General features: G+C 40.2%; 14 protein-coding genes and 1 other RNA gene. 4 read left to right on the top strand and 11 right to left on the bottom strand.

Features of this window, described 5'->3' with window-relative positions; all coding sequences use genetic code 11:
• Positions 1 to 2: 2 nt before the first annotated feature.
• Positions 3 to 644, bottom strand: coding sequence for a cation transporter (locus tag GBI66_RS11640; RefSeq protein ID WP_005183928.1), 642 nt, complete (start codon positions 642 to 644; stop codon positions 3 to 5).
• A gap of 61 nt (positions 645 to 705) precedes the next feature.
• On the opposite strand from GBI66_RS11640, the gene GBI66_RS11635 reads away from it, so the two are divergent.
• The gene (locus GBI66_RS11635) at positions 706 to 1,155 is read left to right on the top strand and encodes a MerR family transcriptional regulator (RefSeq protein ID WP_151716217.1); all 450 of its coding nucleotides are present in this window, start codon (positions 706 to 708) and stop codon (positions 1,153 to 1,155) included.
• Between the two features lie 23 nt (positions 1,156 to 1,178).
• On the opposite strand, the gene GBI66_RS11630 is transcribed toward GBI66_RS11635, so the two are convergent.
• The 5 genes from GBI66_RS11630 to GBI66_RS11610 all read right to left on the bottom strand — a co-directional run bounded on the left by GBI66_RS11630 (position 1,179) and on the right by GBI66_RS11610 (position 6,514).
• Positions 1,179 to 1,427 (bottom strand): hypothetical protein, encoded by a 249-nt coding sequence (locus tag GBI66_RS11630; protein ID WP_151716216.1) that lies wholly within the window; start codon positions 1,425 to 1,427, stop codon positions 1,179 to 1,181.
• 173 nt (positions 1,428 to 1,600) lie between these two features.
• Positions 1,601 to 2,833, bottom strand: a complete 1,233-nt coding sequence (locus GBI66_RS11625; RefSeq protein ID WP_151716215.1) for an FAD-dependent monooxygenase — start codon at positions 2,831 to 2,833, stop codon at positions 1,601 to 1,603.
• Positions 2,830 to 4,041, bottom strand: a complete 1,212-nt coding sequence (ubiH, locus tag GBI66_RS11620; RefSeq protein WP_151716214.1) for a 2-octaprenyl-6-methoxyphenyl hydroxylase — start codon at positions 4,039 to 4,041, stop codon at positions 2,830 to 2,832. The genes GBI66_RS11625 and ubiH overlap by 4 nt, the downstream gene beginning before the upstream one ends.
• A 451-nt stretch (positions 4,042 to 4,492) precedes the next feature.
• On the bottom strand, positions 4,493 to 5,812 hold the full coding sequence (gene pepP / locus GBI66_RS11615) for a Xaa-Pro aminopeptidase (protein WP_151716213.1): 1,320 nt from the start codon (positions 5,810 to 5,812) through the stop codon (positions 4,493 to 4,495).
• Between the two features lie 69 nt (positions 5,813 to 5,881).
• The gene (locus GBI66_RS11610; RefSeq protein WP_151716212.1) at positions 5,882 to 6,514 is read right to left on the bottom strand and encodes a UPF0149 family protein; all 633 of its coding nucleotides are present in this window, start codon (positions 6,512 to 6,514) and stop codon (positions 5,882 to 5,884) included.
• 66 nt (positions 6,515 to 6,580) lie between these two features.
• On the opposite strand from GBI66_RS11610, the gene GBI66_RS11605 reads away from it, so the two are divergent.
• The 3 genes from GBI66_RS11605 to ssrS all read left to right on the top strand — a co-directional run bounded on the left by GBI66_RS11605 (position 6,581) and on the right by ssrS (position 7,696).
• Entirely contained in the window at positions 6,581 to 7,135 is a 555-nt protein-coding gene (locus tag GBI66_RS11605) for a hypothetical protein (protein ID WP_151716211.1), read from the top strand.
• A 2-nt stretch (positions 7,136 to 7,137) separates the two neighbouring features.
• The gene (locus GBI66_RS11600; RefSeq protein WP_005145221.1) at positions 7,138 to 7,425 is read left to right on the top strand and encodes a cell division protein ZapA; all 288 of its coding nucleotides are present in this window, start codon (positions 7,138 to 7,140) and stop codon (positions 7,423 to 7,425) included.
• A 90-nt stretch (positions 7,426 to 7,515) separates the two neighbouring features.
• Positions 7,516 to 7,696, top strand: a non-coding RNA gene (gene ssrS, locus GBI66_RS11595) — 6S RNA.
• Positions 7,697 to 7,714: 18 nt separating this feature from the next.
• Here ssrS and GBI66_RS11590 read toward each other — a convergent pair.
• The 5 genes from GBI66_RS11590 to GBI66_RS11570 all read right to left on the bottom strand — a co-directional run.
• The gene (locus GBI66_RS11590; protein WP_151716210.1) at positions 7,715 to 8,458 is read right to left on the bottom strand and encodes an NAD(P)-dependent oxidoreductase; all 744 of its coding nucleotides are present in this window, start codon (positions 8,456 to 8,458) and stop codon (positions 7,715 to 7,717) included.
• 91 nt (positions 8,459 to 8,549) lie between these two features.
• Positions 8,550 to 9,788 carry a putative solute-binding protein gene (locus GBI66_RS11585; RefSeq protein ID WP_151716209.1) on the bottom strand — a complete coding sequence of 413 codons (1,239 nt, stop codon included), beginning with the start codon at positions 9,786 to 9,788 and terminating at the stop codon, positions 8,550 to 8,552.
• A gap of 233 nt (positions 9,789 to 10,021) precedes the next feature.
• Entirely contained in the window at positions 10,022 to 10,222 is a 201-nt protein-coding gene (locus GBI66_RS11580; protein ID WP_005183946.1) for a hypothetical protein, read from the bottom strand.
• Between the two features lie 418 nt (positions 10,223 to 10,640).
• Entirely contained in the window at positions 10,641 to 11,432 is a 792-nt protein-coding gene (locus GBI66_RS11575) for an OmpA family protein (RefSeq protein WP_151716208.1), read from the bottom strand.
• Positions 11,433 to 11,489: 57 nt separating this feature from the next.
• A partial coding sequence (locus GBI66_RS11570; protein WP_151716207.1) for a YadA-like family protein occupies positions 11,490 to 14,629 on the bottom strand: 3,140 nt, incomplete at its 5' end.

Genomic DNA, 14,629 nt, shown 5'->3' with positions numbered 1-14,629 from the left:
TTTTAAGCCTTAGTCATGATATTCGCTTGATCTCGTTTTCTTTCCATTCTCGCCTGCTTAATCACAGCCAAACCAGAAGAAACACCTAAATACGCAATAACAAAAGCAACGAATAAATCAGGGAACATAGTCCCAGTTCCAAATACACCAACAGCTGCGACGATAATCGCAATATTGGCAATCGCATCATTACGGCTACATAACCATACCGAGCGCATATTGGCATCGCCATCACGGAATGCATAGAGCATCAATGCACAGATAACATTGACAGCCAATGCCAGTACACCAATCGCCCCCATGAGCATTGGTTCAGGTGTTACACCTAGCCACCATGACCAGAATACTTTAACAATCACAAAAATACCAAATGCGGCCATGGTAATCCCTTTCAGTAAAGCTGCGGTTGCTCGCCAATACAGGGTCATGGATAGCACTGCCAATGAGATGGCATAGTTAGCGGCATCACCTGCAAAATCTAGCGCATCTGCCCACAATGACACAGATCGTGCTTGTGATCCTCCAATAATCTCTACGAAGAACATCAATGCATTTAGAACGAGCGCAATCCACAAAGCCTTTCTAAACTTTGGACTAATTTTTTGTGTTGGTGAACATGTTGTATTGCAACCACACCCTGCCATGACTTTTCTCACATAATCTTTTATAGTGATTTAAAACCCTAGAGTAACTACAGAGTCAAGCATGATCAGTTTTAGCATTGGACAATTGGCAAAAAAGTCAGGTGTATCTGTAGATACAATTCGCTATTACGAAAAAATTGGGTTGCTGGAAAAAGCCCAACGAACGGCGGGAAATTACCGTCATTATTCGGAACAAATGCTTTCAGAATTGTTATTTTTAAAACACTGCCGAGAACTGGGCATCACCATACAAGATATTCAAAAGCTTAAGGGTCTAGCCGAAGATCCGAATCAAACCTGCATGGAGGTAGATCATCTGATTGATCAATATCTTGCCGAGGTTTCACAGAAGATTAAAAATCTGGAACATCTCAAACAAGATCTAAGCCATTTAAAACAACAATGTTCACAACATCGTACCATTGAACAATGTGGTATTTTAAAAGAGTTACACCAACCACTTGAGTGCGAACATGAGTCACACCAACATAAAAAAGCACCACAACCGTGATGCTTTTTTATGTCAATTCAGACTTAATCTTGATGCTCACCTGGCGGAACTTCAGTAATGCGCCCACCACGTGCAAGAAACGCAGCCACTTCATCTTCTAAAGCTTGGCGCTGTTTCTGCTTCGCAGTCACGGTTAAAGTTTCCGCTTCAGCAAGATCAGCGTCATTGGCGCTCGATTCTTCACTATCTGCACCACTTTCCGCCGCTTTCGCCTCTTCGTCGTCTACAGCAGAATTTTCTGTGTTTTCGTCGTAATCATTCATTTCCGTCATCTTCATCTCCCCACAATGACTCAACTCTCATCATCGCTATTTGGCCATCAGAACTAGGTGGAATTTAGCAAGCTCTTCAGATTTAGCAAAGCACAATATTTGTTAAAACGTACTTTTTATGACCAAATTCACTCTGATTTATAAATGATTGTTTAAAAAATATCTACTATTTTTTAACATGCATATTGTGTGTCTTTCAAGGTTCCTAATCCATTGGCTTGTTGCATAAAACGATCCTTAAACCAATCGAACTGTTCAACCTGTTTCAGACCAAAATTTCTTGCCCAAACAAAAGGAAATAATTCTGAACTTTCAATCCATCCAATCGCAGACATGCTATGCATCATGGCATCATTTTGCCCCTTACGTTGGTGTTCATAACGCAATAAAGTTTGTTCGTTGGCCCACACACCACGTTTTAAATCGTGTAGTAATACATCACACAATACAGCAGCATCTAAACAGCCAATATTCACCCCCTGTCCAGCCAAAGGATGAATCACGTGTGCGGCATCACCAATCAATGCCAGACCCGATTTAATATAACGCTGAGCGGCACGTGCTTTTAATGGGAATTGTGCTCTAGAACGCACCTCAACCACTTCACCCAACATATGTAGGCTTTCTTGCGTCAATAGTTGCATAAATGCTTGATCGCTGAGTGCTGAATACTCATCAGCATAATCATCTGGTAAAGTCCAAACAATTGATTGCCAATAACCGTTTTCTTGAGGATCAAGACTTGCCATCGGTAAATAAGCCAATGGTCCTGTCGGTAGGAAAATCTGTCGAGCCACATATTGATTCGGGCGCGTGGTTTTAATCGCACAGCTGATCGCGGCCTGCTTATAATCCAGTACATCTAAATCGATATAAGCCTGCTCACGTACAAAAGAATTCGCACCATCTGCACCAATCAGCAACTTGGTTTTTAATGTTGTGCCATCTGCCAATTGAATTGACCAGCCTTGTGGAATCTGTTCGATCCGAATGACTTTGACTTGAGTTCGATAGTCTTTGAGTTGTTGCAGCATTTTTTGTTGAATCGCAACATTCAAAACACTTGGCTCGACCATTGAACCTAATGCCTGATCTGATTGAGGTTGCTGTTCAGAGGTATGGCCAAAATTAATTTCACCATAGCCATTTTTATTCCAGACCTGCATGCCTGAATATGGCATTTGACGTGCTAAATCATCCCAAACATCGACTGTTTTAAGCAAATGAATCGTCGCCTGACTCAATGCCAATACACGAGGATTCATCACAGCCAAAGTTTTGTCCCGATCAAGTACAGGTGCAGCATCTAGCACCGTCGCCTGTACCCCACCTTGCGCGAGTAATAAAGCTGTTAAACCGCCAACTAAACCACCACCGACAATGACGACATCTAAGATTTCACTCATGCTTTTAGCCCCATTGCATAGTTAGCAACCAAAGGCTTAACACCTGGAATCACATCAAAAGCAATCAATCCTGTATTGCGTAATAATTTGAGGATTGGATTCTGATTACTAAAACCACGCACCACCGAATCACAGAACTTAATCACACGTTGCTGATCCTTTAAACGGGATTGCTCATAGGCCAGTAAATTTTCAGGCGCACCAATATCATCTGACTTCGCCAATTGCTCCATCAGGAAACGAACCAGTACATCCGCATCACGCAAGCACAGGTTAAAACCTTGTCCTGCAACAGGATGAATCGTATGTGCCGCATTACCCATGAGCACCACACGCCCAACCGCCTGCTTATGCGCTAATACTTGCGCCAATGGATAACTAAAACGCTTACCCGTTTTTTCAAATTTCCCAGCACGATCACCATAAGTTTCCTGTAAGGCATTGAGGAAATGTTGATCATTTTCTTCACCTAACCATTCTGCTTCAGTGCCTTTCTTCACAGGCCAAACTACTGAACGGCGGTATTCGCCTGGTAAAGGTAGAAGTGCCAATGGTCCCAACGCACTAAAACGTTCAAAGCCAACCTGCTGGTGCGACTTAGAAGTCTGTACAGTGGTCACAATCGCGACTTGGTCATAATCATGCTCATCGACACCCACGCCAATCGCTTGGCGGCAGAATGAATCACGACCATCAGCCGCAATCACCAACTTGGACTTTAATGAATGGATATATTCGCCATTACGCATGGCTTCGATTTGTACCTGATCTGCATCTTGCGTCAGTGAAGTTACTTGCACACCATCAATCAGTTCAATCAGAGGCTGCTGACGAACTTGGGTGAGCAATACTCGACCTAACCAAGCATTTTCAATCACTTGCCCAAAGCTTTCTACCTTTTCTTGTTCAGCAACGAGACGAGCCTTACCAAAGCTGCCCTGCTCAGTAATATGCACTTGCAGAATTGGGGTAGCATGTTGTTGTAAGGCTTCCCACAAACCTAACTTTTGGTAAATCTGTACGCTGCGGCGTGATAATGCGGTATTACGCGCATCAAAACTGGAATGATAAGGCGCAACATTTTCATCATCGAAATTTGGATATTTCACAGCTTCTAATAGCTTTACTGCGATATTAGATTTTGCCAACATTAAAGCAAGGCTGAGTCCAACCATACCTCCACCGACAATGATGACTTGTTGCTGCATAATATTATTCCTTATCAGTTTTTCATGACTTGATGTTAAGGGTCTATTGATAGTTCATCTATGCGTTGCGTTATAGGCTAAAACAACTTAAACGAGGCATGAAACGTAGGCAATGGCCACCCCCTTGTCAAGTTTCATAACAAAGTTTAAGGAAGTTTTTGCCATAACCCTACGGGACAGGGACATTTTTTGTCGCTACGGCGTTATGGCTTATTTATTTAGAATGACTAAATTGCATAAGCCATGCCTTGTATCACCTAAAAAATGTCCACTGTCGCAAGCATTTGTGAACTATCAATAGACCCTAGCCTATCTTACTCTAACTTAAATCAGGAAGGGAATTTGTACTTTGTTTGGTCTATGTTTTTAAAATATATTCAAAAGTTGTTTTGAATATCAAACTAAATAAAAAAGGCCTATCAATCGATAAGCCCTTTTATTCAAAATCAATTTAACGACTTGCCATCAAGCTTTCAATCTCGTCAACAGTTTTCACCACATTCTTAGTCAAAACCAATGGACCATTTTCAGTTACCACAATATCATCTTCGATACGAATACCTATGCCACGCCATTTTTCATCGACGGTTTCGTCATCAGGTGCAACATATAAGCCAGGTTCAACAGTGACCACCATGCCTACTTCATAAGCACGCCAGTCATCGCCAGTCTTGTACGCACCAACATCATGTACATCCATACCGAGCCAATGGCCTGTACCATGCATAAAGAATTGACGGAATGCTTCGCTTTCAATCAATTCATCAACATCGCCACTCATCAAACCAAGATCAATCAAACCTTGAGTTAAGATTTTCACTGCAACTTGATGTGGGTATTTATAGTGATTGCCAATACGTGTCGCATCAATTGCAGCAAGCTGCGCTTCTAACACAATATTATATAAAGCCTTTTGTTCAGGGCTAAACTTACCATTGACAGGGAATGTACGCGTAATATCTGACGCATAGAACTCATATTCACATGCTGCATCAATGAGTACTAAATCACCATCTTTTAGTGGCTTATTGTTTTCAACATAATGCAAAATACAGGCATTTTCACCACCACCGACAATACTGTTATACGACGGTACGCAGCCGTTTTTCCCAAAGATATAATTGAGTTCTGCTTCAAGTGCATACTCCATCATATTCGGTTTAACGGTTTGCATGGCACGAGTATGCGCTTCGGCACTAATATTCGATGCAATCTGCATCAACTCAATTTCTTGTGCTGATTTTTTCAAACGCATTTCATCAACAATACGATCAAGCTGAATCAACTCAGCAGGCGCAGCACTACCACGACGCTGTTCTGCATCCGCTTTTTGAATCCACTCACTAACGCGAGCATCAAACTCTGCTTGTTGACCGATACGATAATAAAGACGTTGTTTATTTAATAATTTTTCGATGATTTCTTCATCTAATAAGTCAATCGCATAAGCTTCATCTGCATCATAGATTTCAATCGCACCATCAACACCTGCACGATAGCCATGCCAGATTTCCATTTCACGATCACGTTCACGGCAGAACAAACTGTAGCTATACTCCTCACCTTCTGCAAAGGTTTCAATAACAGCAACAGCTTCTGGCTCGGCAAATCCAGTGAGATAATAAAAACTACTGTCTGCACGATATTTATAATCAGCATCGCGATTACGATACATTTCTGCGCGTGTCGCAATAATTGCAATACTATTGCAACCTATTTTTTCAGCAAGAAGATCACGGCGGTGTTTAAAATCGGCTTGACTTAATTTCATATAGTCCTTCTGATGAAGATGAATGATTGTAAGTATCGTTATTTATAAGGTATTAAGGCACCGCCCGAGTTAACTCGGACGATGTGGGGTAAACATTTCGACAACAGTTTGTGGATCAGTTGCCCCTTCTTGATTTCTGCTTTTGGCATGAAAGTTTTGTAATAATGAACTTTCGGCTACAGGAATCTTGGTGCGACCAATCGACAAGCTGACAGGAATCAAGCGTACAAACTCATACAGTTCCTGATAGCTTTCTTCGCCCTCTTCATCATTATCCGAATCTTCAAACTCAACAGCTGCAACATCTTGTAAATGTTCAATCAACTCTTGCTCTTCTGCACGAATATGACCAGAAGCTAATCCAAAACCAAGCACTACGCCTGCACACCAATCTGCCAAAGCTTGAACACGATCAGCTAGCAAGTGATTGTCATCTGGGAGCATCGGTAAATAATCTAATTCATCATCAGATAAAGCATGTGCCACATCTTCTGCTTCATCTGTCAAACTTTCTAGTGCTTCTGGTTGTAAAGCAGGCACATTAAGGGTGTTTAAAATTTGTGACCATTCATCGGTGGTTGGCGCTTGTGTCACACAAACTATACCTGTGAGCAAACCATGTAACTCACTTGGACTTGAAATTTCTTCAATTCCCTCAAAATGGGCATTCCATTCCGTCCAACCTGAAATATCGTCTTGCATTCGTTTATCCAATCTCTATACTGCTGTATATATTACCTTTGATTGCAACTCTGTGCGACCTTCGTTATGTTAGAACAATTACAGCGTCTACAAGCGCATATTGGTGTTTTAAAAACACGCTTACATCATTTAGAGCGAGAAAACGCGTCGCTCGCTGAAGCTAAACAATTAGCTGAAACTGATCATCATGCACAAGTTGTGCAGAAAAATAGCATCATCGCGCAAAAGCAGGAAGAAGTTGATAACTTAACTGAACAACTGACTCAGTTACAAGATCAATTTAAACAACTGAATCAAGATGCAACAACTTTAGCCGAGCGTTATAGCCGTTTAGAGAAAAGCACCACTGATTTGAAAAATCGCTTCCAAGAAATCTTGGCAGAGCGTAATGATTTGCGTGTGAATAAAGAAAAGTTACAAGCACAACAGCGTCATAGCCAGCAAGAGATTCAAGATTTACAACAAGATCGTGATCGCTTGTTGCAAAAAAATGAACTTGCGAAATCTAAAGTTGAAGCAATTATTCAACGTCTTGCGATTTTAGGTACAGCTCAGGATCAACACGCACAAGAAATTCAACAGCTTGCACATCCAAATGCTGAAACTCAAGAGGAGACCTGATCATGAGTGAACCAATTGTTGTCGAGCTTCGCTTAATCGAACAGACTTTCCGCCTCAACACAACTGAGGATAAGCGTGAAGAGTTAGAGCGTGCCGCTGAGTTATTAAATCAAAAGTTTCACGATATGCGCCGCAATGCACCACGAGTAGAACATAACAAACTCGTGATTATGGTTGCACTGCAAATGGCTCAGGAAGTATTCAGCTTGAATAAGTCGTTGCAAGAATATGCACACTGCGAACATCTACTCCAAACTATTTTGGAAGATGTCGAACAAACTGTTGAGTAAAATTGCACAAAGCCCCATCAATTAGTAAGTATCTTTACAGATATGTGGTTCGCAAGGATTGTCATCGTGTAAAGATCAGTTATACTAAAGCTATCTCTAGGGTGTTCGCCAGTACGTCTATTCCCCTGCCGATACTTAAATTTATGGATGTGTTCTGTGTATTTTGAGTGTATGCCTGCCTCGAGTAGGAAACCCATTAAGTATGCGTCACCTCCACCTTGAACTCATCGGGTTCAGGGTAACGACCATGCAGCGGCACCTCTGGAGTATCTCTTAAGTATTCAATTGCTTAATGTATATAAAAACGATAATTTGGATCAAAATTTAAGTCATTCTTAGCTTTTATACTCTTATAAATTAAATCATCTTCGACAATTTGATAAACCCCTACTCCTTTCTCAATTGCCAAATAGGCAGCATGCGCAGCAGCATCTACATGCACTTTGCAAACCTTAGCTGCTAGAGATCCTGTCGCATTTCCATACAGTTTGGCATATCTTAAAATAACATGATCCAATCCGCTTGTTTGCACCAGCTGTTCTAATGCATGGATACCTTCTGCATTCAGTTTCAATACAGGATTGACTGAGTTCAAGTCCAACTCTGATTGTTCATCATAACAAGATTGATTAGGTATATAAGCAAAAGCGATGCTTTGGATAATAAGCTTACAGGATTTTGATTTTAAAGCCTGAATAAGATTATATGTCCCTTCTTTACGGATACGCGCTGTATTGATTCGCGCTTGCTCCATGCCTGCTGGACTTAAACCGTACGGTAAGTCGGTCAGTTGGTGTATGACGACATCTGGATCAATTTCATTCATCAATACTTTAATTTGCTCAGCTTCAAAAATATTAGCGATTAGGGGTATCACATTAATGGCTTCTAAAAACTTAGCTTTCTCAATAGAACGTGTCATACCGTAAACAGTATATCCATTTTGCTTGAGAATCAGACAAAGCTTATAGCCGATAGCACCTGTTGCTCCAGCAACCAAAATGACAGGTTTTTCAGTTGTATTGTTTTTCATTTTCTTAACTGGCAATCAGAATAAAAGCTATAAAATAATGGCTGTATGCACAGTAATATAATATAGCTTTATTTCTTTTAATTTAGCTCATTTACTCATCTTTCAAAGCACATTCATAATTGCTTGGATCTTGTGAACAACGGACCTGTTTCAACAACTTCATCATATCTTTGTCGTAGAAACCTTCTTGGGTCATTTGAACCCGTGCTTCACGCATCAATCGAACATAGCCTGGTTTATCACTTTCATTTAATTTTAACCAAAATTTATCAGGAATTTTCGCTTCAATTTTATCGACAAATTCAAAGGCAGGACTTAACTGTTTAGAAATAACTTCACGTGCAATCGAGCCCATGCCTGCTGGAAATTTATTGCGTTGCATGATCAAAGTTCCTGTCACTTGAATCACTGGAAATTTAATAATCCCACCGACGGCCTTGCCTGATTTATCCGTCATGCCTTTTTGCAATTCAAGTGGCTCAAATAAAATGGCTGGACCTGCCATGATATCGACTTCTTTATTATTAAATTTCCCGCCCACAGTTACCAAATCAACAGAAACAGGTTGAGCACCAACGTTCTGTACCAATTTCTTTTGAGTCTCATCGAATTGGAACACGGCAACTTTCTTACCTGCGGCTTTTGCCAAGGTATTAATATTACGATCTGTGACCATGATATAAGCGGCACCAAGCGGTACAACACCAACTACTTCATAATCTTTATTTATCATCTTTTCATCAAATTTTGGATTAGCCAAAACCTGAATCACAGAACTCAGTTGCTTATAAGTCTGCAACGCACCAATCGCATCAATACTTCCTACAAACTTATTGAACTGCTTTGCACGTAAATTACTGATCCCTGCCCCATCACAGCGTTTACTGCGGAAATCTTCAGTCAATACAGCTTCATTGGTATAAACCTTGAGATTAACCAAGGTTGATGCCTGCTTTTTCAACTTTGGATAATCAAAATCTAATTTGAATTGTAAATGTGAAGGACGTGTCACATTCATGTTCACGCCAAATTGTTTTGCAACACGGACGATACTTGGAATTTCTGTGATGTAACTGGTCGCTTGCTCAAACGCTTCACTATGCTCACCATTCGGAGAAAACACGCATAGAGTGACTTGTTTAGGAATCTGTTGCCAAGTTTTGGGATCGTTTAATAATTGCTTAACTTTGTTTTGTGAATGCGGAGAAAGCGTTAAGTCCAGTTTCCCTTCGGGTGCAGCATAACTTGGACTCATCACCCCAAATGATGATGCCAAGATACATGACACAGCGAAAGGTTTCAAAAATCTCTTGAATTTATTATTTTGCATCGCCTGTTCCATCCTTAGCTATTTCCCAATAGTTTTTATTCAAATTAAGGATAAAGCATAGAAATAGAATTGACTGCTTTTCTTTGGATGGTGTCAATTGAGTCAAAATACAAAAAAATATTCACTATATGAGAATAAACATCCAAATCATAGAATTACACTAAAAAAATAAGCCATTGAATAATAAAATGTTATGACCAATTTTTTTCGACTCAGATGCTATTCTTTCCCGCTTAAATAAATGACCAAACGACATTTTCATCTTGTCGCTTTAATAGAAAATTGGTCTGATGATCATCTTCGACCACAATATGTTGATTCGAGATCATCTTTACTTTTAATAATGTGTCATTTTCATAAACTAAATCATTTTTGCCTTCTTTGGTGAGGACAAGTATCTGATCAAGTACAATAAGTTCTTTAGAATCCAGCATTGTTTTTCCCTCTATAAAATTGCTTTGCAAATTTTGAATATTTTTATCAAGCCAAGAAGTGAGACCCTCTCGTTACCCCCCCAAATATTCAATTTAATTATTCAAATACATGAAACTGACATCTGAAAATGCTATTTCATGCGGCGCATATTAGATCACTTTTTAAACAGAGTTAAAATAAATTGTCAGACAGTTCACAAAAATTATTTTTTATGCAAAATAAAATTAGAAAAATTAAAAGCCACATAAAATCAATCAATTGAAAACAATCAATCAGATTAAAAAATAGACAGATATTAATACGATTTACAACAAGGTACCGAACATCACTTAAATTAAGGAACAATTTTTACCATCAGGTATTAATTGAGCAAAAAAATGGCCGCCCTTAAGCAGCCATATTTCTTATTAAATAAATTTACCAGCTTACATTTACGCGTCGATTTGGAGCCAAACAACCAACTAACTGTGCATTTGCTTTATTACCTGCACATTGCTGATATAAATCAGTTTGGCTGTTAGCTTGAATCTGAATGCGATTTGCATCAATCCCTTCATTCACCAATAGTTTCGCCACAGTATTGGCACGCTGTGAAGATAACTGTTGGTTATAAGCAAACTTGCCTAATGTGTCTGTAAAGCCTGAAACTACAATTGGGCCTGTTGAATTTGTTTGCTTAATACGTTGCGCAATCGAAGTCACTGAACTTGAACCCTGTTCAATTGCACCCGCATTGAAACGATCGAAGGCAAAAAATACGCTGCCTGAACGATCACCATTAATATTGGCATCATTTGGAACTTGGTTATTTGCACCCCAAGTCATTAAGCCTTCACATGCCTCACCTTTCCATGACAATCTTTCTGACAAATATTTTTTGTCAAAATCGACGCGGAGTTGGCAACGTAGATAGTCTTGACTATTCGGCTGACGAATGTCTAAAACATAGTTCCAAGTCTTTACAAAGAATACGCCTTCGCTAAATTGAGGATTGCCCAAAATATAGCGAATTTGGTCTTTAGTTAGACCAGTATCCAAACGTGCCACATTATTATATTCATAACGTTGCACTTGTTTTAGATAACTCTTGTCAACAGCAGGAAATTTGATTTCTTCTTGTTGAGCTGGAGTTGTATCTTCATTTGCATAAGTCGCTACTGAGAAACCAGCAAGAGCTGCTACTGCTAAGCATTGAATCGTTTTTTTCATTTCATAACTCTCTTTATATTTTGAGTAAGGAGAGCACTCGCTCTCCCCGCCAGTTTCTTAGTTGATGACACCACTGATACCAATACGCACACTTGGATCACCTTGCGATGCAGCAGCTACACCACCAGTGATTGACCAACGACCGTTATCAGAAGTTTTACGTAAAGTTACGCCAACTGCATTTTCGCCACCATGGTAAGCAGCACCCGCTGCATAGGTATATTTACCTGCAACAAATGGAGCGGCTTCTAATGCCATTGCAGCTGCGATACCAGCATTAGCTTTCTTCTCAACGTTATCAATACGCTGGTTAGTATCGTAGAATGCTTGTTGCAATTGATCACCCAAGTTCGTAATACGGTTACCTAATTCCTGATTTGACTGGTTCAAGGTACCAATCGCATCATGGATATTATCTTTACCTGTACCACCAATATTGTTGGTTTTAATCGTACCGTCTGGGTTAACCGTAGTGTTACCACCAATGCTGTTCTTGATGCTGTCAGAGATATTATGGATTTGACCACCATTTACCGCTTGGTTAGAACCCGCTTTAATCTCTCCATCCTTAACACCTTGCACAACACGATCGCCCTCTTTACCAGCCATGTTGATACTTGTACCGCCTGTGTCTTTACCGACAGTGATTTCACCGTTTGGTTTCTGCTGCTGAACTAATCCAGTCTTACCATCATTGATGTTTTGGATGTTGTTCTGAATGTTCTGGATATCATTGGTGTTCTTGTCAACGTTTTGCTTAACATCCCACAATTGACCGCCATTCACAGCATCTTTAGAACCCTGCTCAACCTTACCATCAGCAACATTCTTTATATTAGTGCCCTTATCGCCACCACCTAAAGTCACTGAATTCTTATCAACATTGCCATCTTTGTCCTTGTCATATTGAACCGCGTTATCTGAAAGGTTACCGATGTCTTTACCGATCTGGTCTTTCAATTTATTTAACTGGTCAACATTGACTGCATCTTTACCATTTACACCATCAGCAACATTGCGGATGTTTTTGCCGCCAGCATCAATACCATTCATTGTGATGCTTGGACCATTTTTAATGACCAAGCCGTTGTTGTTCAATACAGTATCGCCAGTAGTAATGCTGTCGAACTTCGCATCTTTCAACAATTCAATCTTGATGCCATCTTCTGTGGTACGTGTAATTACGTTCTCACCGCTGGTCTTCTCTTCTGCAGTTTCTGCATCAGCTCCACCGACGATATTTAACTTATCACCCAACTTACGATGTACATCTTTACCGGCATTACCTGCAAAGTTCAGACCTTTATTGGTCAGATCATTCACACCCGTAGTGACTTTGTCATCGACTGACTTGATCGCATCATTGATGTTGTCTTTACCAGTGCCACCAATGTTATTGGTCGTAATGCTACCGTCTGGATTAACAGTCGTGTTGCCACCAATGCTGTTTTTGATGCTCTCAGAGATATTCTGAATCTGACCACCATTCACTGCATCTTTAGAACCATTCGCAATTGAACCATCTGCAACATTGGTAATGACCTTGTTACCTGCATTGATGCCATCTTTAGTGATGCTTGGACCATCTTTAATGGTTAAACCATTGTTGTTTAATACAGTATCACCTGTGGTTACGCTGTCTAAAGTAAGATCTTTTTTAGTCGAAACTTCGTAGTTGGTACTACCATCTTTGTTGGTCGTTTCTTTAACTACAATGTTATCGCCTTCAGTAACTGTGGTCTTCGCTTTAGTTGCAGCGTCTTTCACATTGCTGATTGCATCATTGATGTTGTTCTTACCTGTACCACCAATGTTATTGGTCGTAATGCTGCCGTCAGGATTAACAGTCGTGTTACCGCCGATGCTGTTTTTGATGCTTTCAGAGATATTCTGAATCTGACCACCATTCACTGCATCTTTTGAGTCTTTCACAATTGAACCATCAGCAACATTAGTAATAACCTTGTTACCTGCATTGATACCATCTTTAGTGATGCTTGGACCATCTTTGATGGTTAAACCATTGTTGTTTAATACACTATCGCCAGTGGTAATGCTGTCAAACTTCGCATCTTTCAACAATTCGATCTTGATACCATCTTCTGTGGTACGTGTAATCACGTTTTCACCACTGGTCTTGTCTTCCGCTGTTGCAGCATCCGCTCCACCGATGATATTTAACTTATCACCCAACTTACGATGTACATCTTTACCTGCATTACCCGCAAAGTTCAGACCTTTATTGGTCAGGTCATTCACACCATTAGTCACTTTGTCATCGACTGACTTGATTGCATCATTGATGTTGTCTTTACCAGTTCCACCAATGTTAGTGGTCGTAATAGTACCGTCTTTATGAACAGTCGTATTACCACCGATGCTGTTCTTGATGCTTTCAGAGATATTCTGAATCTGACCACCATTCACTGCATCTTTTGAGTCTTTCACAATTGAACCATCTGCAACGTTAGTAATAACCTTGTTACCTGCATTGATGCCATCTTTAGTGATGCTTGGACCATCTTTAATGGTTAAGCCATTGTTGTTCACTACAGTGTCACCAGTGGTAATGCTGTCGAACTTCGCATCTTTCAACAATTCAATCTTGATACCATCTTCTGTGGTACGTGTAATAACGTTTTCACCGCTGGTCTTGTCTTCTGCTGTTGCAGCATCAGCTCCACCGATGATATTTAACTTATCACCCAACTTACGATGTACATCTTTACCTGCATTACCTGCAAAGTTCAGACCTTTGTTTTCCAACTCAGTCTTGGTGTTATCAATCTTGGTATTTAGTTCGGTTTTGGTGTTATTGATCGTGTTGTTTAACTCAGTTTTGGTATCTGTGATCTGAGTCGTTAACTGATCTTTGGTATCCGTGATCTTGCCATCTAAACCATCTTTAACGTTGGTTAACTGGTCAACATTGACTGCATCTTTGCCATCTTTACCATCTGCAACATTGCTGATGACTTTATTACCTGCATTGATGCCATCTTTAGTGATGCTTGGACCATCTTTAATGGTTAAGCCATTGTTGTTTACTACAGTGTCGCCAGTGGTAATGCTGTCAAACTTCGCATCTTTCAACAATTCAATCTTGATGCCATCTTCTGTGGTACGTGTAATCACGTTCTCACCGCTGGTTTTGTCTTCTGCTGTTGCAGCATCAGCTCCACCGACGATATTTAACT

The sequence above is a fragment of the Acinetobacter sp. TUM15071 genome, from assembly GCF_008980925.1.
In the GTDB taxonomy this organism is placed as follows: domain Bacteria; phylum Pseudomonadota; class Gammaproteobacteria; order Pseudomonadales; family Moraxellaceae; genus Acinetobacter; species Acinetobacter dispersus.
The sequence above is the reverse complement of the archived record's forward strand: the minus strand, read 5'-3'. Positions and strand labels throughout refer to the sequence as shown.